Raw genomic sequence first — 22,776 nt, forward strand, 5'->3', positions numbered from 1 at the left:
ACATCTGTCATGACTATTGAACTGGAGCAATACATCCTCTCTCACATCGACCCTGAAGAGCCAATTCTGCATGAACTGGATCGCTACACCAATACACACATTCTTCGTCCACGAATGATATCGGGGCATCTGCAAGGACAACTGTTAAAGATGCTGTGTAAAATCATTCAACCCGAACAGGTTCTGGAAATAGGAACATTCACAGGCTATTCGGCCATCAGCCTGTTAAGGGGCATGCCAATAACAGGACATCTGCACACCATTGAAGCCAACGACGAATTAGAATCTACCATTCGATTTTTTTTTGCTAAGGCAGCCATCGAAAATCAGGTAACACTGCATATAGGTAAAGCATTAGATATAATTCCGACCCTGACCAACAATTTCGACTTCGTTTTTATAGATGGCGACAAACGCGAATACTCACAATATTATGAAGCCGTTTTACCAAAAATAAAAAAAGGCGGCATTATAATGGCCGACAATATTTTGTGGGCCGGAAAAGTAGCCAGGCCCAATATGCCCGACGATGCTTACACCAAAGGCATTATGGATTTTAATGACATAGTGGCTCGCGATAGCCGCGTGGAAAAAGTAATATTGCCAATTCGCGACGGGTTGACACTAATTCGAAAAATATAACCAACCTAAAAAACTCTTTTAACTTTAGATTGTTTGGTATTTTAAAGTTTGAAACAGCTATGCAACCAACAGCCATCATATACGGCTCCTCACTGGGGAACACTCGTTTTGTCGCCGAAAAACTTCATGAACGACTGTCCAATGCCGATCTCTTCGCAGCGGGCGTCATTACTTCTGAACAAATCGACAACTATACCAATTTAATACTAGGCTCATCTACGTGGGGCGTTGGTCTTTTACAGGAAGATTTTGAAACATTTGTAGAATTATTAGCCCAGAAGGACCTTTCGGGCAAAACCATTGCCATGTTTGGGTTAGGCGATCAGCAAAATTACCCGGATACTTTTTGCGACGGGCTGGGCAAATTACACGAAATGTTACTGCATACAGGGGCCCAGTTTATTGGTCAATGGCCAGCCGAAGAATACGACTTCACATCATCAAAGGGACTGGAAGGAGATTCTTTGACCGGTCTGGCTCTGGACGAAGATAACGAGCCTGATTTAACCGACTACCGCCTGGACAAATGGGTAGAACTGATAATGCCCAAACTTTAAACAAAACATCATTAGGGGCGATAAAATACAACACAAACAATAAAAGCAACAACCAACAAAACGCAAACGCGTCATAAGCTTGCTCTGCCTTTTTATTCAGTCAATGACCCAGGAACCACAAGCCGATCCAGTTCCTGTTTTTCAAACAGCGTGGGATAATCCTCCAAAAACTTGACCATCACCGACTTCAGCACCGACTCCCGGACAAATCCGGATTTATTTTTCACTTTGTACTTTTTACAATAAAGTTCTATTGCCTCCATTTCTTTGTCATTCAGTTGTATTGTCAAACGATGACGTCTTTTAAAAGCCGCTTCGGAATAGTGAGGTGGTAATTTTGCAACAGATTTTCCCTTCTTCGCCATGAAGTATTTGTTTTAAGGCCACAAAATTAAACAAATAAGTTAAACAGGAAAATAAGTTTTCAACAGGAATCTTTAATCGGGGCATACAGGAAAACCTTACCGACCAATAAGAAAATTTTGTTTTTAACGCTTACGAAGCTTGAAAGATGAGAATTTATTGGTGTGATTGACCATTTTGACAGCAATCGTGACCCAAGTAAATGGCATTTCCTTGCTGCCATGCCAACTAATTGCCCTAATAGACATCATGTCATACAAAAAAGCGCTCCTTAATAAAAAATTAAGAAGCGCTTCTGTACCCGGAGCGGGAATTGAACCCGCACGGCCGCAATGGCCACAGGATTTTAAGTCCTGCGTGTCTACCAATTCCACCATCCGGGCAGACCATGCTTTTGGCATAAAACGAGAATAGCTGATTAACAACATCCTCGTTTAAGTGGAGCGGAAAACGAGACTCGAACTCGCGACCCCGACCTTGGCAAGGTCGTGCTCTACCAACTGAGCTATTTCCGCATTATTTTTGTCTTGAAACATTTCATTAAATGTCTCGCCTCACATCCATCCTCTTGTCAAACCTCATTTTGTGGAATCCGGCCAACTGAGCTATTTCCGCGATTGCAGGTGCAAATATAATGCTTTTTTCTTTTCCCCAAAGGGCTAACGAAAAAATTTCAGCCTAAAAAAGTCAGTTGAATCATGAATCCCAATATTGACCTGATTATATCCAACAAGACTCTTCCGATCTACCACCCTTCCGGTCAATGCAAAACAAACCTTTAAACCGATGACAAAAAGTAATCAGTGCTTGTGAAAAAAATACAGCTTCGGCGTTATGCTTGTGCTAAAAATGGTCATTTACCAAAAACAAATTCACATTATCATGATTTCAGGCACTTCAAACCAGAACTTTATTTTCAGAAAACCTGAAATGGGCAACTCCGGAGAGTCCTAACACGAAATGAAACCGAGCCTCATAAAACAAAACCGAATTCAAAAAATACAACAGCTACAATCCGGCAATTTTCTTAATTTCATTTAGCTGATTAAGGGCATCCATAGGGGTCAGATTATTAATATCAAGGCTTGCAATACGATCACGTATTTGTTTCAAAACCGGGTCATCCAACTGAAAAAAGCTAAGCTGAAACCCTTCTCTGTGTTGGGCCAAATCGCCAACCGGCTTACCCAATTGCCCTTTTCGGTTGGCACTCTCCAGTTCCTTCAAAATCTCATCGGCCCTTTTAACCACGCTTCGGGGCATTCCGGCCATGCGCGCCACATGAATACCAAAACTATGGTTACTACCTCCGGCCACCAATTTTCGAAGAAACAGCACTTTATTATCCACTTCTTTTACCGACACATTAAAATTCTTGCACCGCTTATAAGAAGAAGCCATTTCATTTAACTCGTGATAATGCGTGGCAAATAACGTTTTGGCCCTTGCTCGTTTGTTTTCATGTATATACTCCACGATACTCCACGCGATGGAAATACCATCATAAGTACTGGTGCCACGCCCTAATTCATCAAACAAAACCAAACTACGATCAGAGATATTATTAAGAATGCTGGCGGCTTCATTCATCTCAACCATAAAGGTTGATTCGCCCTGCGAAATATTATCAGATGCTCCCACCCGGGTAAACACTTTATCAACAACACCAATGGTCGCCGAATCGGCAGGCACAAAACTACCTATCTGACCCAATAAAACAATCAAAGCGGTCTGCCGCAAAAGCGCCGATTTACCAGCCATATTCGGGCCGGTAATAATAATAATCTGCTGACTCTCATTATCCAGAAACACATCGTTGGGGACATATGATTCTCCCGGCGGTAATTGAACCTCAATCACCGGATGACGTCCGGACTTTATATCAATACAATTACTGTCATCAATCACCGGCCTGACATATTTATGACGGGCCGCCAGTGTTGCAAATCCCAATAAACAATCAATCTGCGACACCAATGCCGCATTCAACTGAATTGCCGGAATAAACCCGGCCACCGATGATAACAACTGGTTATACAACTCCGTCTCCAGGCTCAATATTTTTTCTTCCGCCCCTAATATTTTTGATTCATATTCCTTCAACTCGCCTGTAATATATCGCTCGGCATTGACCAATGTTTGCTTCCGAATCCAATCATCCGGCACTTTATCCTTGTGCGTATTACGGACTTCAATATAATAGCCAAAAACGTTATTAAAATTAACTTTCAAACTGGGGATTCCGGTTCGTTCGCTTTCCCGGTGTTGAAGCTCGGCCAAATAATCCTTTCCTGAAAAAGCGATATGACGCAGTTCATCCAACTCAGCCGACACGCCTTCACGAATCACACCACCTTTGCTGATTAACGCAGGCGGATCAGGCTCTATTTCTTTTTCAATACGCTCGTATACCGAAGTACAGGCATTTAATTGTTCACCAAGGTGTTTTAGCACTTCATTGTCAACATTCATACAATACGCCTTCATTGGGGCAATATTATACAACGCCGTTTTAAGCTGCACCATTTCGCGTGGCGAGAGTCTGCCTGCGGCCACTTTCGAGACCAAACGTTCCAGATCACCAACAGCCCTTAAATGCTGTTCCAGATTCTCTTTCAGTTCAGGATCTTTAAAAAAGTATTCGACCACCGACTGCCGATCCTTTATGGGCTGTACATCTTTTAGAGGCAATGACAACCATCGCTTAAGCATACGACTCCCCATGGGGGTCAACGTAAAATCGATCACATCAATCAAAGCACGTCCACCTTCGCCACCTGCTTGAAATAATTCCAGATTACGAATGGTAAATTTGTCAAGCCACACATAACGCTCTTCTTCAATACGCGAAAGCGTAGTAATATGACTAAGATGCAGGTGCTGGGTAAGATCCATATAATGCAGAATGGCTCCGGCTGCAATAACCCCTAATTTTAAATTTTGCACCCCAAAGCCTTTTAACGATTTCGTTTGAAAATGTTTCAACAAGCGATCCGTTGCCGATTCAGTGGAAAACATCCAATCTTCAAGGGCATAGGTAAAATAACGCGTACCAAAAATTTCCGTAAACAATTGTTTTTGGTTCTTTTCAAACAAAACTTCCTTGGGCTTAAAACCGGACAGCAGCTTTTCAATATGTTCCAAAGGTCCCTCGGCCGTTAAAAACTCACCGGTGGAGTGGTCCAAAAAAGCCAACCCGCCATTTTTTCCATCAATATGAACAGCCGCTAAAAAATTATTCTCCCGATTATCAAGAATTGTATCGTTAATTGTAACACCAGGGGTTACCAATTCAGTAACTCCACGCTTAACAATATTTTTAGTACTTTTTGGATCCTCCAGCTGGTCACAGACAGCTACCCGCTGACCTGCCCGAACCAATTTTGGCAGATAGGTATCCAAAGCGTGATGAGGAAACCCGGCCAGCTCAACATACTGCGCTGAGCCATTGGCACGTTTGGTTAATGTTATGCCTAAAATACCCGACACCTTAACAGCATCATCCGAAAATGTTTCATAAAAATCGCCCACCCTGAATAACAATATAGCATCCGGATATTTATTTTTGATACCATAATACTGCTTCATCAAAGGGGTAAGAACAACTTTCTTTTCAGACATTAAACTAATATTTAAGTGACAGATATTAAAATTTCTAATTGTAACAAAGAATGCACAAATATAAAAGCAATTGATCGAATAGAAAATCTTTCCCAAGGATAAAAACCCATTTTAGAAGGCGTCCTTTCAATGAAAAAACAACCCCGAAAAACAAGACTGGTTATAAAAACCAGCCTCCACAAAGCTTCACTACAAAATGCAAAACAGAAACAACAATTCGACTTTGAAAAAACAAATTGAATTCGTAAATTGGTGCTAACTAAAATTTTAGAATTATGAAAGATTTAATTAAGTCATCTGGAATTTTACTATTAGTAGTTGCTGTTTTATTACTGGTCTACTACATGACTAATAATTTAATCAGCAACGGGCTTCTGGCTCTAAGTGGCATTCTGCTCATAGCCGGAATTATTGTTCACATTATAACAAATCAAACATTTGAATAACAACAATAATCCCTCCTACAGGCTTCTGCCATCCAATCTAAATTCTCCCTCCGGATTTGGCGAAGCCTGTTTTATATTTTAAAAATTCAGATAAAAATCCTTCGTTAATATCTTGTAATCTTCAGAATACACGTGCCTTCCTCCGGATTCAATCACCAATGATTGGGCTTTCGGTTGCTTAATAAAACGCCATCCCCAAAGTGACAATATCCGAACCGCCGGCTTCTGCGGTGTCGGGTAAATAGTCATCGTAGACTGCTGATACAAGCCACTTCTATTGGCCAATTCCAAATATTTATCATGCACGTCCGGCGGCAAAACAAGCGCCAGGCAACCTTCTTTATGCAACAAACGACATGCGTTTACTAATAGCTGTTCAGGACTAAGGCCTATACTGTGCCGCGCCAAAGCACGACTTTTATCGGGCGCCTGATTCCCATTTTCAAAAAATGGCGGATTTGAAACAATCAAATCATATTTCTCATCACACGAGTCCACATAAGTATTAAAATCAGCCCTTAAAACATTAATGCGATCGGACCATGGTGAGGACATCACATTTGTATGCGCATCGGCCACGGCACCATTGTCAATATCAATGGCGTCGATATGAACATTCGAATTCCGTTGTGCCAGCATAATCGCAATCAATCCGGTACCTGTTCCCACATCGAGTATCCTCAGGGGCGTCTTCAAAGGTGTCCACGCGCCCAGTAGAACACCATCCGTTCCAACCTTCATAGCCGTGTTGGATTGCACAATTTTAAACTCTTTAAACTGAAACCAATTGTTTGCCATAATAACTTCAGTTACCAATCGCCATTAACCCCCATGCCAAATAAGGCATAATCAAAACGAACCGGATCATTAGGGTTAAAACAGCGTAAATTTTGCGTCAACTCTTCAACCGCTTTCCAATCATTTTGACGCCGCTTTAGAAGTCCCATTTTCCTGGCAACTCGTCCTACATGAACATCCAATGGTATCATAAGCGAAGAACTCGTAATGCCCTTCCACAATCCAAAATCCACAATTCCATCGTCACGAACAATCCATCTCAAAAACATATTCAAACGCTTTGCGGCTGAACCTTTTTCAACATTGGGTATATGTTTCTCTGTACGCGCCATGGGCTGATATGAAGTAAACACTTTTCGAAAATAAGCCAATGCAGCATAAACCGAACCATCCCGAAGAAATCCATCTGTAAAAACCTTTTCAAGGCCACCTTCCGACAAATAAATCTGTCGCAACGCGCTCATGAAATATTGACAATCGACGCCATTAAAAGTACGGTAAACAAACGAAGAGAAACGCACAAACTCCAAATCAGACTGCTGAGTGATAAAATCGTAAGGGGCTCCATCCATCAGATCCATCAGTTGGTTGGCCTTTTTAAGAATAGCAGGACGCTGTCCCCAGGCTATCGTAGCGGTTAAAAAGCCACTAATTTCAATGTCTTCCTTTCGTTGAAAACGATGGGGTACCGACACCGGATCGTTAAGGACAAACCATTTCTTGTTATACTGTTCCGTTTTTGCTTCCAGAAATCGCTTTATATCCATCCAACACAATTAATCGTTTATTATCAAACCATCTCTCATCATAATGGTTCGATCCGATTTATGAGCCAAATGCTCATCGTGTGTAACAATAACGAAAGTTTGCCGAAATTGATCCCTTAAAGAAACAAATAGATCCATCAAATCGTCCTGATTTTTGGAATCCAGATTACCCGATGGCTCATCTGCAAAAATAACCAAGGGATCGTTAATGAGTGCACGTGCCACCGCCACCCGCTGTTTCTCACCACCACTCATTTCGGATGGCTTATGTTCCAACCGATGCGAAAGACCTAAAAAGCCTAAAAGTTCCTCGGCCCTGAGCCTGGCATTCTGCTTCTGAACACCACCTATTAATGCGGGAAGCATACAATTTTCAACGGCCGTAAACTCCGGTAAAAGCTGATGAAATTGAAATACAAAACCAATATTTTTATTTCTAAACTGGGCCAATTGACGCTCTGGCAATTCATGAATAGAAGTGCCATCGATAAATATTTCGCCTTTGGTCGGATGATCCAACGAACCCAATATCTGAAGCAAGGTCGTTTTGCCGGTACCACTGGCACCCAGTATCGAGACTATTTCACCCGCACCAATAGATACATCAATACCTTTAAGTACCTCCAGATCACCAAATGACTTATGTATATTTCGACCTTCAACAATCATAAGCTGTAAATAATAAAAATATAAATGAAATACAAGGATAATAATATGCCACCTTTCAGCCGTGTAATAATGCCTCTGCCCAAAGGCAGAATAAACAAAAATAACAAAACGGCGAAGAAAGCACTAATTAAGACATCGGATAACACCTCCAGCCAATCATACACCGGCAATGGAGTCACCAACGATGTCAGCCCCAGAACGGCCCAAATATTAAAGATATTAGATCCTATAATATTACCCACTGAAATATCATTTTCTTTCCGATACAAGGCAATCATTGAAGTAGCCAACTCAGGAACACTCGTTCCAAAAGCAACAATTGACACACCGATTACACGATCGCTAACCCCCCAGGATAAAGCTATTTCGCGTGCACCATCCACCAATAATCCGGCTCCAAAATAAAGTCCTACAATGGCTATAACCACATAACCCAAAGCCTTTGGGCCCGTCATGGTTGGCGCTAAAATCTTAGCTGTTATATTTTTGCTTTTTCGAGCCCTAACAATGCTCCAGACCAGATAAATGGCCAATGCCGAAACGAAAGAAACACCTTCCCAAAACGTTATGAAACCACTCCACACAGAAAACAACAACATCAAAGTTGCCAGGTTCATAACGCCCCAATCTTTAACAATGCTCTTATTAGCCACTACCATCGGCATAAATACAGATACCAACCCTATAATAAGACCAATATTGGCAATGTTTGATCCGATCACATTACCAATGGCCAAATCAGAAACGCCATCAAAAGCAGCTTTAACACTAACAAACAACTCAGGAGCAGAAGTTCCAAAAGCGACAACAGTCAGGCCAATAACAAGAGTGCTTAACTTAAAATATCTCGAAAGCTGAACACTTCCTTTTACCAACGTATCACCACTAACGAATAATAAAATAAGCCCTCCAATCAAACTTAAATATGCCATTAGTCTTTATGATTTTGTTTCTCGCCCGGCAAATCCGACTGCATGCCAGTCACTTTTTGTTTAATATCCTCCGGCGCATCCAGACCATACACTCGAGCTTCAAAGGCATCTCTATCCTCTTTTATGTCGGAAACAAGAGTCTGAGCATCCTTGTGTAATTCGGATGCCTCCTGACGGACGCCCTGCCCTATTTCGGAAAGATCCTCTTTTAAATCATCCGCAGCGGTTTCAAACTCACGCTTAATATCATCCGCTGCCTTTCTGAACTCATTCATTCCTTTACCCAATGCTCTAGCCAGTTCTGGGATTTTTCTGGAGCCGAATAGCATCAAAACCACCAGAAATACAAGAACGACCTCTCCCATTGATATGCCAAACAAAAATAAAGTCATACACATCTATATTTACTACAAAGGTAAGAAAAGGAAATCTGTTACCAGCAACCGTAAAAATAAAAAGCCTTTCTGAACTACAGAAAGACTTTTCATTATATGAATATCAAAAAACAAATATCACATCTAATTATTTAACGGCTTTAGCCACCTTATCTTCTTTTTCCTTCATCAAGTTATAAGCTATTGGAGAAGCAATAAATAATGAAGAATAAGTACCGACAACAACACCAGCCATCAAAGCAAAAACAAATCCCTGAATCACTTCACTTCCGAAAAGGAAAATTACCAGCAACACAATGAATGTGGTCATTGAAGTATTCACAGTACGGCTAATTGTTGAATTCATAGCAAGGTCAAACACCTCACCTAAAGGACGCTTAGGATAAAGGTTGCGATACTCCCGAATACGGTCGAAAACAACCACTGTATCGTTAATAGAATAACCTACAACCGTCAAAATTGCAGCTATAAACGTCTGGTCCATTTCCATGGCAAAAGGCATGATTGAATACAACAATGAAAAGAGACCAAATACCAAAATAACATCGTGAGCCAACGAAGCAATCGCTCCAACCCCATATTGCCATTTACTAAATCGAATCAAAATATAAAGGAAAATGACCAAAAGCGAGAATGTAACAGCCAAACCAGCCTTGTTACGCATATCAGTAGCAATGGTTGGTCCCACCTTTTGAGAACTTTGTAAATAATCACTCAAAAAAGCTTCTTTGGTAACCCCATCACCAATGAAAGGCTTCAAGCCATTATACAAGGCTGTTTGAACAATCCCATCCGCTTCATTTTCAGTATTATCAACCTGAAAGTTGGTTGCAATACGAATCTGATTGGCTGCACCAAACGTTTTGACTTCGGTATTGGCACTTTCAAATGCCTCAGATACGGAAGAATAAACAGCAGCAGCATCCACGGCTTGTTGACCTGCAAAACGAACCACATAAGTACGACCACCGGTAAAATCAATACCTTGTTTAAGCCCCCGTACTGCCAACGATCCAATAGAAATCACAATCAACGCAAGTGAAATGGTAAGAAATAGCTTACGCTTTCCAACAAAAGGAATTTTCGCCTTTGCAAAAAGATTCTCAGTAAATTTAGTGCTAAAGCGAATATCAATTTCAGATTTCAGCAAACGATCATAGATCAAATGAGTAATAAAAATAGCTGAAAAGAATGAAGTTGCAATACCGATCATTAACGTTGTTGCAAAGCCTTTAATTGGGCCTGTTCCAAACAAGAATAAAATTAAACCGGTAAGGAAGGTCGTTACATTGGAGTCAATAATGGCAGAAAAAGCATTTTTATAACCATCGGCCACCGCTAGTCGCAAGCCTTTTCCGGCTCTCAATTCTTCACGAATACGCTCATAGATAAGTACGTTTGCATCCACAGACATACCAATGGTAAGAACGATACCTGCAATACCAGGAAGAGTCAGAACAGCGCCAAAAGAAGCGAGAACACCCATGATAAAAAACATGTTGGCAATCAGAGCTAAATCGGCAACCACCCCAGCCTTAAAACCATAGTATAATACCATATATACGAGAACAACCAAGAATGCCCAGATAAATGAAGACAAACCAGCGTTAACAGCCTCCTGACCCAAAGAAGGGCCAACCACGGTATCCTCAACAATACGGGCAGGAGCCGGAAGTTTACCTGAATTCAGAATATTAGCGAGGTCTTTTGCCTCTTCGGCACTAAAGTTCCCAGTAATAGAACTTTGTCCGCCTTTAATTTCATTTTGAACCGTAGGAAAACTATAAACATAGTTATCCAAAACAATGGCGATAGATTTACCAACATTGGCTTTGGTCAAACGCGCCCATGTTTTTGCTCCTTCACTATTCATTGACATCTCTATCTCGAACCCTCCGGAGTTACTCACACGGTCAGAAGCATTTGAAATAGCATCGCCTTCGAGCGGTGCACGTCCATCAAGACTACTTGATCTGATAGCTACAAGCTGAAAATAACTTTCACGGGTGTTAACCGGATTTGTTACCCAGTATTGTAAATCTTTAGCAGGAATAGGCTTCACCGACCACAATAGCTTAAGATCGCGCGGCAATACACCACGAACAGTTTCATCCTGCAACCATTCGTTAATTTGATTCATATTACGCTCCGCGGCCACCCCAACAACAGGTCCTGTAGCACGGCCACTGGGTTGCAACAATGTGAACAAAGAACGAACTGTTTCATCCTTAGCCACTGCAGCGGCCGTTGAATCAGCTTCAATCTCTCCCAACAGTCCAAGATCCTCATCTGTCGCTGCCGGAGCTTCTTCTTCAACCACGGCTTCAGCAACCGAATCCGGTTTTATCTTACTCTGCTCAAGACGTGCAGTCATGCTGTTAGCCTGAACCAGATAATTATAAATATCCTGGTTATCGTAGGTCTCCCAAAACTCTAAATTTGCAGAACCTCTTAAAAGGCTACGAACCCGTTCTGGTTCTGTAATACCAGGCAACTCAATTAATACCTGACCATCTTTCTGAAGTCGTTGCACGTTTGGTTGCACAACTCCAAAACGGTCGATACGAGTACGAATAATATTAAAAGCATTACTAATAGCACTATGCGACTCCTCGCGCAACACTTGCAAGACTTCATCATTGGAAGAGTCGTATTTAACCTTTTCTCTTAAGTCAATGGTATTAAAAATAGCAGCCAAACTTCCATTTGGAGCCACTTCCTCAAATGCATCTCCAAAAAGTGTAACAAAATCACGTGTTGAATTTTTTTCACGTTCTTCAGCCAGGGCAATTGCCTTTTGAAAATTCTCATCCTGACTGTAATTTGAAAGTGCCTCAATAATATCGGACACTTTTACTTCCAGAATAAGGTTCATCCCGCCTTTAAGGTCCAACCCGAAATTAATTTCCCGATTTTTACACTCCATATAAGTGTACTTCCGTGCAAACAGGAAATTATACACCGGCTCATGAGCAATAGAATCCAGATAAGCCAACTCGTATTTCCTTACAGCCTGATCTTCAGCATCGGGGCCAGCTTGCCTTTTAGCAAATTCTACGGCATCATTTTCAACCTTTCTGGTATAATAGGTGAATGTTAGCTGGTATAAACTCACTATAGCCAACAAGATGGCAAATAGTCTGATCGCTCCTTTGTTTTGCATTTGATTAATCTTTTATCTATTCAAAAACATTTTTTCACACTTTTCATAATCCCGCAAATATATTCATTTTTTTCTAAAAGCCTGTGGCATGGGAATAATAAAAAAAAGCCACAATTATTTAGAGCTTATCAAGACAGTCAAAAGCTCGGAATGGAAAAGATAAATACAAGACTTCCGGAGCTCGGCAAATTTAAGATTGCTGGTATAAATGCTCATTTTGAGAACAAACATAAGGCAAAAAGCGACTATCAGGACAGACTCTATTATGCGGCTACCGAATATTAATCCATCAATATCTGCCAGCTAACGACGGACATTTAACTCACGCCTCCCTATGATCCAGATCGTCATCGCTGAAATTATTACCACCACAACAACCGAAAAAATGTAACAAGCCCACCAATGACTTATTGTATATGCCGGAAACCAAATTCTGATTACGGGTAAAATAACGGATAACGATAGCAATAAGCCCACCAAAAAATAAAAAAGAAAGGGATGGAATGCTTCCCAAAATAAAGATAAAAAGGGCGCCGAAAACCGATATCGGATAACGCGGGTTTTATGAGAATAACGGCCCAAAAAAGTCACCATTGCAATAGAACCTAAAATATATAGAAATACAGCAACAAGAGAAAACATAATAGTAATCCCCGCCAACCGCTGTTCATTTTCATAAAAATCCCGAATCAAAGCGGCGTATGTATTCATTTCGTAATTTAACTCAGGGAAAAAGTGATGCCATAGTTGATCAATTGATGCTGAAACATCCGACTGCCTGCCTGGCTGTATTTTAACCAATATTCGTCCTGAAACACTTTGATTTGTTTGTGGCATAAAAACCATTGGCTGAACTCCACGGCTGGAACTTTGAAATGAGACATTCTCAACCACTCCTACAACTTCAAACGCATAATTAACACTATCGTTTGCGCTACTAATAACTCTAAGCATATTATCAGGCCAGGTACCAAACGCCAACATTTTTGCAGCCGATTGGTTTAACACTATTTCAGGCCCCTTCCACTGATGACCAGACCTCTCTGAATAAACAAAAGTCAGATCCATGGCCTCAAAAAAAGACGAATCCACTTCGTTTACACCTAACATAACCACCTTGGACGAGTCGACAGGATTCTTAAACGACATAATCTTATAATCATCGCCCGGAACGAACATTGCTTCGCCAACCGACTCAACGTAGGGCAACAATTTCAATTGTTCCTTGATTTGCTTCTGAAGCTCCGGTTTTACATTGCCGGTACTAAGTACAAAAAGATTTTCACGCTCAAAACCCCACTCCGACTTTAACAATGTATTGTTACGTAAATACAGACTCACAGCAAACGTGATTAAAAACATGGTGATGGCCAGCTGTAAAGCCAACAAGAGGCCTCTCATGACCACACCGCTCTTTTGAAATCGCACATCATCCCGCAAAACCGTAATCTCTTTCAATCGGCCAAAATAAAAGGCGGGATAACTACCAGCCATAATGCCAACCAAAAGTGTTATAATAAAAACACCTGTAAATCCGAACCTGTAAAACAAATTAGAGGGTGCCATCTCTATTTCAAAAAGCTGGTTAAAATACGGGAAAGCCAACTCCACAATAACCAATGCCAACAACAAAGCAATGAGACTATAAATTACCGATTCTATTAGTATCAGGAAAGCGACATCTCGCTTTGCGGCTCCAAATATTTTGCGAAGAGCCACATCTTTGTACCTCTTTTCGGCATTCGCCATCGACAGGCTCACAAAATTCAGGGCCGTCATTATTAAAATAAAAATGGCTATCAACATAAAAACCCATACATACAAAGAATCGGACCCCGGTTCAATCTCATTTTCAAAACTGGAAAACAAATGAATATCGTGTATGGGCTGCATCTGATGTTCCAACCTAATGTATCTTAATTGATCTGGCTGGTCTGCAAAAATCCGTCTCGCTTCAATGCCAAGTCGCTCTTTTAAATAATTGTCAAGTGATTTCCTTCGAACCACTTTATTGCTCTCCGAAACCAATCTGACGTAGGTAAAACTGCCCAGATAAAACCAATTTGTAGACATAGCATCAAACCGATCATCGGCCGACTCTGGTTGCGACATCTTAAGAACCTCGCTATTAACCAAATAATTAATTGGCAGATGCGTATTAGCCGGCACATCCTTCATAACACCTGTAATTTCAAGTCCTATTTGTGGATTCCCGCTATATACAATTTTCCCAACGGCCGGTTCGTGACCAAACAACTGTTGAGCGACTGATTCACTGATAACAAGCGATGCCGGTTTTGCAAACACCGAATCGGGATTACCTTGTATTAAAGGATACCTGAAAACCTCAAAAAATGAGGTGTCGGTATAATAAAAATGAGGCGCTGAAATCTTTACGGAATCAAAGCTCACCTCTTTCCTAACCCCCTCAATCAAATGAGTCGCAGCTGCCACGCCTGCCTGCCTGGACAACTCATTACGCAACGGGTAAGAAGTCAACGCAGTACGAATTGTATCATTTCCAACTTTACCAACGCTTACAATCCGGTAAACATTTTCGGAATCGGGAGAAAAAGTATCATAAGAAGTTTCATAATGCACATAAGAAAGCACCAAAAAACCCACAGCAATCCCAACCGATAATCCAAGGATAGATATTAAAGAAAATCCACGATGAAAAATAGTTTTACTAATAACAGACTTCAAATTACTACCTGATTGCATAATTGTTAGTGTTGCGATGTAACATTTACCACATGTCCATCAAAAAGCTGAACCACCCGCTGTGCCCTCTGAGCATCCTGAGTCGAGTTCGTGAATAAAACCACGGTCATACCAGACTCATTAACCTCCGATAACATATCAAAAATATCAGCACTACCAATTGAATTTAAACGACTGTTTGGTTCATCGGCCAGAAGAACAGCCGGCTTATAAATAACGGAACGTGCCAAGGAAACGATTTGCTGCTGTAATCCGGGCAATTCACTGACTCTTTCTCGCCTCAAATGATTCAAACGATAACGCGCTATAACCTCATCAATGCGCAACTTACGTTCCTTACGACTTATTCCACTATAAATCAGAGGCATTTCAATATTATTGACTACCGATAAATCTTCAATTAACTCAAAATCACTAAACAAATAGCCAATTTTTCCACGACGAATCATAAGTCGCTCCTTATCGGATAAGGAACCGACTTCCTGCCCCAAAAAAAAGACTTCACCGTTATCGGGCGCTTCCAGCAATCCCAGGATACTCATCAATGTGGTTTTACCACAACCCGAAGGTCCTACAACCGACACAAATTCTCCCTTTCCAATATCAATATTTACATTGATAAGTGCCTGGGTGAAGGAGTCACCATGACGAAAAACTTTGCTCAAATCTCTTGTATGTAGCATAAATTCATCTGTACGTTTTCGAACACCACCCGTTCGTTTCTGAACAATTAATTTTAAAAACTAATAATTCAAACAAATTCAAAATAAAATTCAAAAAACTAAAATACAATCAATTAACATCAAAATCCCAGAAGCGATATTCCAAGATAAAAAAACGGTCTGATTTATGACTAAACAAGTTCACAAATTATGCCACCTCAAATACAATACTGACTTAAAGCCACTTATCAATAAACGACCATTGATTAAGACGAAAAGCAACCACTAGCACCCTTCTATAAACGCGACGACTGTAAATGCAACATTTTTTTTGTAAATTTGAAAATCATCTTTAAAAAACTAAAAACCGCAAACCCCAAAAGGCTTTCAACGTCAAATTAGCGACGTTTTACCTTTAAGTTATTCATCCCTGAAAAAAAGATTATGGCTGAAAAAAATGGACGAATTTTGGCAGTAGACGATAATGCAGACATTCTTTTTGCGTTAAAGATGTTACTTAAGCCAATAGTTGAAAGTATTACAGTTGAAACAAATCCGGAAAAGATTCCGCAACTAATGAGCCGCGAAGATTTCGACGTCATTCTGCTGGATATGAACTTTAACAAAGATGCTATTAGCGGAACCGAAGGCTTCATTTGGTTAAAAAAGATACTGGAAATAGATCCTTCAGCCGTTGTTTTATTCATCACAGCCTATGGCGATGTGGAAAAATCCGTCAAAGCCATCAAAGCGGGGGCCACTGATTTTGTAATAAAGCCCTGGCAAAACGAAAAATTACTGGCCACCATCTCTTCGGCCCTGAAACTTAAAAATTCACGTAAAGAAGTAAACCATCTAAAGGAACACAAAAAGGCTTTAGATTCGATTAGCGACCAGCCTTTTGCAGACTTCATTGGCATTTCGCCAAGCATGAAAAAAGTTTTTTCCACCATAAAAAAAGTAGCAGCTACCGACGCCAATATTCTGATCTTAGGCGAAAACGGAACCGGAAAAGAGTTAGTTGCCCGATCCTTACACCGACAATCGTTACGCAAAAACGAGTCCTTTATAAGTGTTGATCTGGGCGCAATCAGCGAAACACTCTTCGAGAGCGAACTCTTCGGCCACGTTAAAGGCGCCTTTACCGATGCCAAAACAGACCGCCCCGGGCGTTTTGAGCTGGCCTCGGGTGGCACCATTTTCTTGGATGAGATTGGAAACCTGTCGCTACCACTTCAATCCAAATTACTAACAGTCCTTGAACGCCGCGAAGTAACACGCGTTGGGGCCAACAAGCCAAAACCTATCGACATCAGACTTATCACAGCCACTAATACCAAAATAAAAGAATTGGCTGAAGTAAATGAATTCAGACAGGATCTTTTATATCGGATCAATACCGTTGAAATAGACCTTCCCCCGCTTCGTGAACGACAGGAAGACTTTCCAATCCTGGGAAATCATTTTCTTAACATCTACTCAAAAAAACATAAAAAAAAGATGAACCCGTTAAGCAGCTCAGCTCTAAAAAAGCTGACTCAATACCATTGGCCCGGTAACGTCAGAGAATTTCAACACGTCATTGAGAGAGCCGTCATTTTAAGTGACAGCCCCCAACTAACCGAACACGATTTTCAGCTTCAGAGCAAAAATCCAAACAGCGATTCTATGGAACTGGAATCGTACAACCTCGATGAAGTGGAGAAGAGGGTGATACAAAAAGTTTTAAAAGAACATCATGGCAATGTTTCCAAGGCTGCTTCCGAATTAGGGCTGACGCGCACATCGCTATACCGAAGACTCGAAAAATATGGGCTTTAATCAATTCCGGATACAGCTGATAGTAAGAATATTACTACTATCAGCTTCCATTTTTGGATTTATATATTTACTCATCAACACACAATTAACCTTTACCATCATTCTATTGGCACTGATTATTGTGGCTCAGGTGATTGCACTTATTTATTATACCGAAAAAACCAATCGCTTATTAAATCAATTTTTGATGAGTATCCGGTATTCAGACTTCACCCGTACTTTTCAGGTTGAAAATGATGACTCGTCGCTCAATCAATTAAAAAGAACATTTAACGAAGTAATTAATGACTTTCAAACGGTACGGGCCGAAAAAGAAGAGAGCTACCACTATCTTCAAACCATCATTCAGCACATTGGAATTGCACTTATAGCCTTTCAATCGGACGGCAAAGTAGAACTCATAAACAACGCCACAAAAAAGCTCTTTCAAATCCGCACGCTTAACAACATTCAAAACTTGCAGGAAACGAGCCGCGAACTGGTTCAAAAACTTCTGACCATACAACATGGTGAAAACACGCTGGTGACCATCCGCGAAAAGGATGGCCTTCTGCAGTTATCGGTTTATGCCACCGAATTCAGGATTCACAACCGCACTATAATGGTTGTTTCGATCAAAGATATTCAAAACGAGCTGGATGAAAAAGAGATGGATTCATGGCAAAAACTAATACGTGTTCTTACCCACGAAATAATGAACTCGATAACGCCCATCTCCTCACTATCGTCAACGGTAAATATGATGATGAATCACATCATCGATTCGCTGAAGGAAAAAGACAAGGGCTGTGCCGAGGAAACTGAAGACCTGCAAGAAATTCAAAGCGCCATAAGCACCATACAAAAAAGGACCGAAGGTCTTATTCATTTTGTGGATACATACCGTAACCTAACACGAATACCAACTCCGCACTTTTCCATTTTCCCGGTTCAAAAACTACTGCAAAATATCTACAACTTACACCGCAATGAAATGGAGCAAAAAGGTATTAAATGCACCATTTCAGTTCTCCCTGTATCACTAGAGCTGTCAGCGGATGAACGATTAATTGAACAAGTTCTGATAAACCTGTTACTAAATGCCATTCAAGCGCTAAATAACGCAACCATCAAAAACATTGAATTAAAAGCATTTTTAAATAAAAGAGGAAAAATAACCATTCAGATATCGGATACAGGCAGCGGCATTTTGCCGGAAGTCATCGACAAAATCTTCATTCCATTCTTCACCACCAAACAACAAGGATCCGGCATTGGCTTGAGCCTGTCGAGGCAAATTATGCGCTTGCATTCGGGAACTTTAAATGTATATTCAGAACCCGACAAAGGCTCCAAATTTACCCTAACGTTTTAATCTGCTCATTCAGCGTTTGAAGTAATAACATTCAGCCGGTTAAACATCACCGCCAGATGTGCATACAACGAAGTATTCTGAACAATAACATTATCCGGCACAGCAATACGTACAGGGGTAAAATTCCAGATAGCACGGATACCGTTATCAATCATCATTAATGCGACGTCCTGGGCATTTTCAGCAGGAACCGTAAGAATGCCGATTTTCACATTCTGGTTATCACGGTGCTTAAACTCATCCACATGGTGAATACTCACATCTTTTATTTGAGTCCCCACAACAATCGGATTTACGTCAAAAGCTTCAACAATTTTAAGACCGTATTGCACCAAACCATGATCGTGCAACAAAGCAGTACCCAAACTGCCGGCTCCAAACAGATAGGCCTGATCCATCACCCTGAAACCCAAAAAATCTTCAAGAGCATCAATCAAAGGTTCAACTTCATAGCCAACCCGGGTTTTACCTGAAATACCGGTGTACGACAAATCTTTTGTCACCTGCGTGGGGTCAACCCCATTATCGCGGGCAATGAGAGTAGATGAAACGTACTGATTTCCTCTGCGGTGCGCCAACTTCAGATAAGCCAAATAGCAGGGCATGCGGCGAAGCGCGGGTTCCGGGACCGGATAACTCTTTTTCTTACTGCTCCCTACATCCATAATAAATTCTGATTTTTGTTTTCGGTTACAAAAATAAACAAGTTTTTGATTAAAGATGTCATTCCGTAATCACAATCAGATTACAATAACAGACTTGTATCCAAACAAAAAAAGACCACCATAGGTAGTCTTCTGTTTGTGGGCGCTAACGGATTCGAACCGCTGACCCTCTGGGTGTAAACCAGATGCTCTGAACCAACTGAGCTAAGCGCCCTAAAAATACCATTACTTAAAAAGAGGTGGGCGCTAACGGATTCGAACCGCTGACCCTCTGGGTGTAAACCAGATGCTCTGAACCAACTGAGCTAAGCGCCCTCTGTTATTTTTTAAGCGATGCAAATATAGAAGAGTTTTCGACAACAGCCAAACTTTTATTGCAAATTATACCACTTCGGCTACGACAAAATTACTGCCCCCAATGAAAATCAAATCATTAACCGACGCATTTTTTTTTGCAGCAGCCACCGCCTCCTTCACCGAATGAAACATATCACCTCGCAATCCGTGCCTATGGCCAATCTGCATTAATTTATCGGCAGGCATACTTCGTGGTATATCGGCTCGTGTAAAATAATAAACAGCATCTTTGGGCATCAACGCCATCACCTCATCCACTTCCTTATCGCCAGCCATGCCAATCACCACATGCAATTGCTCATAAGTACATTCCTTTAGCTGTGCCACCACCTGCCTAATGCCATCCTCGTTATGCCCCGTGTCGCAGACTACCTGTGGATGGTGCTCCAACACCTGCCAACGTCCCATTAAACCGGTGTTTACAATGACATTCTCCAGTCCCTTCTTTATATGTGTTTTACTAACGACAAACCCTGCCGCTCTTAGTTCCATTACAGCAGCCATAACACAAGCCACATTTTCGGACTGATAAATACCGGCCAAAGGCAACCGGACTCCCGATAAAAACAGATTATTATCATGATATATATCGATTACCCGAAAACCATCATTTAAAGATCCCATTGCGACTGAAAAATGATCCGCAGCAAATACAATCGACGAATCATTCTGAATAGCCTTACCAATAAAAACAGGCTCAGTCTCCTTCTGTCTTCGTCCTACAACAACCGGCACTGCCGGCTTTATAATCCCGGCCTTTTCACCCGCAATAGCCGTCAGTGTATTACCAAGCAAAGCGGTATGGTCAAATCCAATATTTGTAATCACACTCACCAGTGGATTTATTATATTGGTTGAATCCAACCGGCCACCCAGCCCAACTTCCACAACGGCAACATCAATCTCTGAACGCGAAAAAAAATCAAAAGCCATGGCCACTGTCATCTCAAAAAATGAAGGTTCCACTTCACGAATAATTACTTCGTGACAATTCACAAAATTGGTTACTTCAACCTTAGAGATCATGCATCCATTAACCCTGATACGCTCCCTAAAATCACGCAAATGAGGCGAAGTGTATAATCCAGTCTTATAACCAGCTTCTTGAAGAATTGAAGACAGAATATGCGACACAGACCCTTTGCCATTGGTTCCTGCCACATGGATGCTTTTGAAATGTCGGTGAGGGTGTGCAAAATAATCATCTAATTCTAAAGTGTTATCCAGATTATTTTTATACGCCACAACCCCCGACCGTTGAAACACCGGCAACTGATCATAAAGAAAGTCGATGGCCTCATCATAATTTTTCACGTCTTTAGCTCCTGCTTTAAATTATTTGTGTTGCAAAAGTGAGAATTAACCTGCTATTTTGGTATATTTAAAGAACAAAAATTTTGACAAAAAATTTTATCCCAAATTAATCAACGGCATAGATTCAGTTATATTAACCCAAATAACACCTCTAATATGTCTGTAAAAAAGAAAGAAACATCCAAAATTTTCATTTTGGACACCAACGTGTTATTACACGATCACAAATGTCTTTACAATTTTCAGGATAACGATGTTATACTTCCTATCGTTGTTCTGGAGGAGCTAGACAAATTTAAAAAAGGGAACGATCAGATAAATTTTCAAGCCCGCGAATTTGTGCGTCAAATGGATCAGATTGCTGGTGAAAAGCTTTTTGGAGAAGGCGTTCCCCTGGGAAAAGACAAAGGTCGCTTATTCATTGCCACCGGGAAACCATTTCCAAAAGTTATGGAAGATTCATTCTCGGAGAAGACGCCCGACCACCGGATTTTAGCCATTGCACTTCATGTAAAAGACCTCTTCAGCGACCGAACCGTTATTCTCATATCGAAAGATATTAATTTGCGAATGAAAGCCAAGTCGTTGGGCTTAAAGTCCGAAGATTATGAAAATGATAAAGTTAAAAACATCGAAGTCCTGCACAAAGGTGTTGAGACCAGAGAGAACTTTGATGCCGCTATTATAGAGCAGCTGTATAAAACCGGCTCAGTGGCAAGAAATGACTTCCCCGTTGATGAGTCAGAATTACCTGCCAACCAATATTTTATACTAAAAAGCAACAGCCAAAGCGTGCTGGTATGGTACGATTCGACCAATAATATGGTAAGGAGAGTAGAAAAAAACCACGCTTTTGGCATTGAACCCCGAAATGCCGAACAAACATTCTCATTAAATGCGCTATTAAATCCCGATATAAAACTGGTATCGTTAACCGGAAAAGCAGGTACCGGGAAAACCCTGCTCGCACTAGCCGCAGCTCTACAACAAAATAAAATGTACAAACAAATTTTGCTGGCTCGCCCCATCGTTCCGCTTTCAAACAGAGATATCGGCTTTTTGCCCGGCGACGTAAAAGAGAAAATAGGACCGTATATGATGCCTCTGTACGATAACCTATCGGTAATAAAAAACCGGTTTGCCGCACAAAGTCGCGAGCAAACCATAATTGAAGAAATGCAAAAACGCGAAGAACTGATTATTACCCCTCTGGCTTACATTCGAGGGCGAAGTCTTTCTGAAGTATTTTTTATTATTGATGAGGCTCAAAACCTAACGCCACACGAAGTCAAAACCATTATTACACGAGCTGGAGAAGGCACCAAAATGATTTTTACAGGCGACATACACCAAATCGATTCGCCATATCTGGATATGCAGTCAAACGGATTAGCCTATCTGACCGATAAAATGAATGGACAATCGATTTTTGCCCATGTAAACCTAGTAAAAGGGGAACGAAGTTTTCTGGCCGAACTGGCATCAGACCTCCTATAAAAAAACACCTTTCGGGTTATTTTAGTGTA

The 22,776-nt window shown here is 41.0% G+C and carries 19 protein-coding genes and 4 tRNA genes; 7 read left to right on the forward strand and 16 right to left on the reverse strand.

Annotation, left to right across the window (positions count from 1 at the left end; genetic code table 11):
* Window positions 1-9 precede the first annotated feature (9 nt).
* The gene (locus ACT3CD_RS03685; protein ID WP_444643056.1) at window positions 10-642 is read left to right on the forward strand and encodes an O-methyltransferase; all 633 of its coding nucleotides are present in this window, start codon (window positions 10-12) and stop codon (window positions 640-642) included.
* 59 nt (window positions 643-701) lie between these two features.
* Window positions 702-1,199 carry a flavodoxin gene (locus tag ACT3CD_RS03690; RefSeq protein ID WP_444643058.1) on the forward strand — a complete coding sequence of 166 codons (498 nt, stop codon included), beginning with the start codon at window positions 702-704 and terminating at the stop codon, window positions 1,197-1,199.
* A gap of 92 nt (window positions 1,200-1,291) precedes the next feature.
* On the opposite strand, the gene ACT3CD_RS03695 is transcribed toward ACT3CD_RS03690, so the two are convergent.
* The 4 genes from ACT3CD_RS03695 to mutS form a co-directional block, all read right to left on the reverse strand.
* Window positions 1,292-1,564 carry a hypothetical protein gene (locus tag ACT3CD_RS03695; RefSeq protein WP_444643060.1) on the reverse strand — a complete coding sequence of 91 codons (273 nt, stop codon included), beginning with the start codon at window positions 1,562-1,564 and terminating at the stop codon, window positions 1,292-1,294.
* A 296-nt stretch (window positions 1,565-1,860) separates the two neighbouring features.
* A tRNA-Leu gene (locus ACT3CD_RS03700) sits at window positions 1,861-1,945 on the reverse strand.
* 56 nt (window positions 1,946-2,001) lie between these two features.
* Window positions 2,002-2,077 (reverse strand) — tRNA-Gly (locus ACT3CD_RS03705).
* A gap of 493 nt (window positions 2,078-2,570) precedes the next feature.
* A complete protein-coding gene (mutS, locus tag ACT3CD_RS03710) occupies window positions 2,571-5,183 on the reverse strand; it encodes a DNA mismatch repair protein MutS (protein WP_444643062.1) in 2,613 nt (870 codons plus the stop codon).
* A 275-nt stretch (window positions 5,184-5,458) separates the two neighbouring features.
* Between mutS and ACT3CD_RS03715 the strand changes: the two genes are divergently transcribed.
* The gene (locus tag ACT3CD_RS03715; protein ID WP_444643064.1) at window positions 5,459-5,629 is read left to right on the forward strand and encodes a hypothetical protein; all 171 of its coding nucleotides are present in this window, start codon (window positions 5,459-5,461) and stop codon (window positions 5,627-5,629) included.
* Window positions 5,630-5,707: 78 nt separating this feature from the next.
* Here ACT3CD_RS03715 and ACT3CD_RS03720 read toward each other — a convergent pair whose 3' ends face one another.
* The 6 genes from ACT3CD_RS03720 to secDF form a co-directional block, all read right to left on the reverse strand.
* Window positions 5,708-6,427, reverse strand: coding sequence for a tRNA1(Val) (adenine(37)-N6)-methyltransferase (locus ACT3CD_RS03720; protein ID WP_444643066.1), 720 nt, complete (start codon window positions 6,425-6,427; stop codon window positions 5,708-5,710).
* Window positions 6,428-6,438: 11 nt separating this feature from the next.
* Window positions 6,439-7,194, reverse strand: a complete 756-nt coding sequence (locus ACT3CD_RS03725) for a TIGR02757 family protein (RefSeq protein WP_444643068.1) — start codon at window positions 7,192-7,194, stop codon at window positions 6,439-6,441.
* A 9-nt stretch (window positions 7,195-7,203) separates the two neighbouring features.
* Window positions 7,204-7,863: an ABC transporter ATP-binding protein gene (locus ACT3CD_RS03730; protein ID WP_444643069.1), complete on the reverse strand. Its 660-nt coding sequence runs from the start codon at window positions 7,861-7,863 to the stop codon at window positions 7,204-7,206.
* Window positions 7,860-8,795, reverse strand: a complete 936-nt coding sequence (locus ACT3CD_RS03735) for a calcium/sodium antiporter (protein ID WP_444643071.1) — start codon at window positions 8,793-8,795, stop codon at window positions 7,860-7,862. Before ACT3CD_RS03735 ends, ACT3CD_RS03730 begins: the two co-directional genes overlap by 4 nt.
* Window positions 8,795-9,187 carry a twin-arginine translocase TatA/TatE family subunit gene (locus ACT3CD_RS03740; RefSeq protein WP_444643073.1) on the reverse strand — a complete coding sequence of 131 codons (393 nt, stop codon included), beginning with the start codon at window positions 9,185-9,187 and terminating at the stop codon, window positions 8,795-8,797. The genes ACT3CD_RS03735 and ACT3CD_RS03740 overlap by 1 nt, the downstream gene beginning before the upstream one ends.
* Window positions 9,188-9,317: 130 nt before the next feature.
* Window positions 9,318-12,353 (reverse strand): protein translocase subunit SecDF, encoded by a 3,036-nt coding sequence (gene secDF / locus ACT3CD_RS03745; protein ID WP_444643074.1) that lies wholly within the window; start codon window positions 12,351-12,353, stop codon window positions 9,318-9,320.
* A gap of 150 nt (window positions 12,354-12,503) precedes the next feature.
* On the opposite strand from secDF, the gene ACT3CD_RS03750 reads away from it, so the two are divergent.
* Window positions 12,504-12,638, forward strand: coding sequence for a hypothetical protein (locus ACT3CD_RS03750; protein WP_444643076.1), 135 nt, complete (start codon window positions 12,504-12,506; stop codon window positions 12,636-12,638).
* A gap of 18 nt (window positions 12,639-12,656) precedes the next feature.
* Here ACT3CD_RS03750 and ACT3CD_RS03755 read toward each other — a convergent pair whose 3' ends face one another.
* Both ACT3CD_RS03755 and ACT3CD_RS03760 read right to left on the reverse strand, forming a co-directional pair.
* Window positions 12,657-15,077, reverse strand: a complete 2,421-nt coding sequence (locus ACT3CD_RS03755) for an ABC transporter permease (RefSeq protein ID WP_444643078.1) — start codon at window positions 15,075-15,077, stop codon at window positions 12,657-12,659.
* Window positions 15,078-15,082: 5 nt separating this feature from the next.
* Entirely contained in the window at window positions 15,083-15,760 is a 678-nt protein-coding gene (locus ACT3CD_RS03760; RefSeq protein ID WP_444643080.1) for an ABC transporter ATP-binding protein, read from the reverse strand.
* Between the two features lie 423 nt (window positions 15,761-16,183).
* On the opposite strand from ACT3CD_RS03760, the gene ACT3CD_RS03765 reads away from it, so the two are divergent.
* Complete coding sequence (locus ACT3CD_RS03765) at window positions 16,184-17,560, forward strand: sigma-54-dependent transcriptional regulator (protein ID WP_444643082.1); 1,377 nt, start codon at window positions 16,184-16,186, stop codon at window positions 17,558-17,560.
* The gene (locus ACT3CD_RS03770; protein ID WP_444643084.1) at window positions 17,550-18,914 is read left to right on the forward strand and encodes a sensor histidine kinase; all 1,365 of its coding nucleotides are present in this window, start codon (window positions 17,550-17,552) and stop codon (window positions 18,912-18,914) included. Before ACT3CD_RS03765 ends, ACT3CD_RS03770 begins: the two co-directional genes overlap by 11 nt.
* A gap of 5 nt (window positions 18,915-18,919) precedes the next feature.
* Here the strand turns inward: ACT3CD_RS03770 and ACT3CD_RS03775 are convergent, their stop codons facing one another.
* The 4 genes from ACT3CD_RS03775 to ACT3CD_RS03790 form a co-directional block, all read right to left on the reverse strand.
* Window positions 18,920-19,579, reverse strand: a complete 660-nt coding sequence (locus tag ACT3CD_RS03775) for a redox-sensing transcriptional repressor Rex (RefSeq protein ID WP_444643086.1) — start codon at window positions 19,577-19,579, stop codon at window positions 18,920-18,922.
* A gap of 139 nt (window positions 19,580-19,718) precedes the next feature.
* Window positions 19,719-19,793 (reverse strand) — tRNA-Val (locus ACT3CD_RS03780).
* Between the two features lie 26 nt (window positions 19,794-19,819).
* Window positions 19,820-19,894: transfer RNA gene (locus tag ACT3CD_RS03785), tRNA-Val, on the reverse strand.
* Window positions 19,895-19,960: 66 nt separating this feature from the next.
* Window positions 19,961-21,250 carry a bifunctional folylpolyglutamate synthase/dihydrofolate synthase gene (locus ACT3CD_RS03790; RefSeq protein ID WP_444643088.1) on the reverse strand — a complete coding sequence of 430 codons (1,290 nt, stop codon included), beginning with the start codon at window positions 21,248-21,250 and terminating at the stop codon, window positions 19,961-19,963.
* Between the two features lie 156 nt (window positions 21,251-21,406).
* Between ACT3CD_RS03790 and ACT3CD_RS03795 the strand changes: the two genes are divergently transcribed.
* Window positions 21,407-22,747: a PhoH family protein gene (locus ACT3CD_RS03795; RefSeq protein WP_444643090.1), complete on the forward strand. Its 1,341-nt coding sequence runs from the start codon at window positions 21,407-21,409 to the stop codon at window positions 22,745-22,747.
* The last annotated feature ends 29 nt before the right edge of the window (window positions 22,748-22,776 follow it).

Origin of the sequence: Geofilum sp. OHC36d9, assembly GCF_052400685.1 — a bacterium.
In the GTDB taxonomy this organism is placed as follows: Bacteria; Bacteroidota; Bacteroidia; order Bacteroidales; family Marinilabiliaceae; genus CAZHHH01.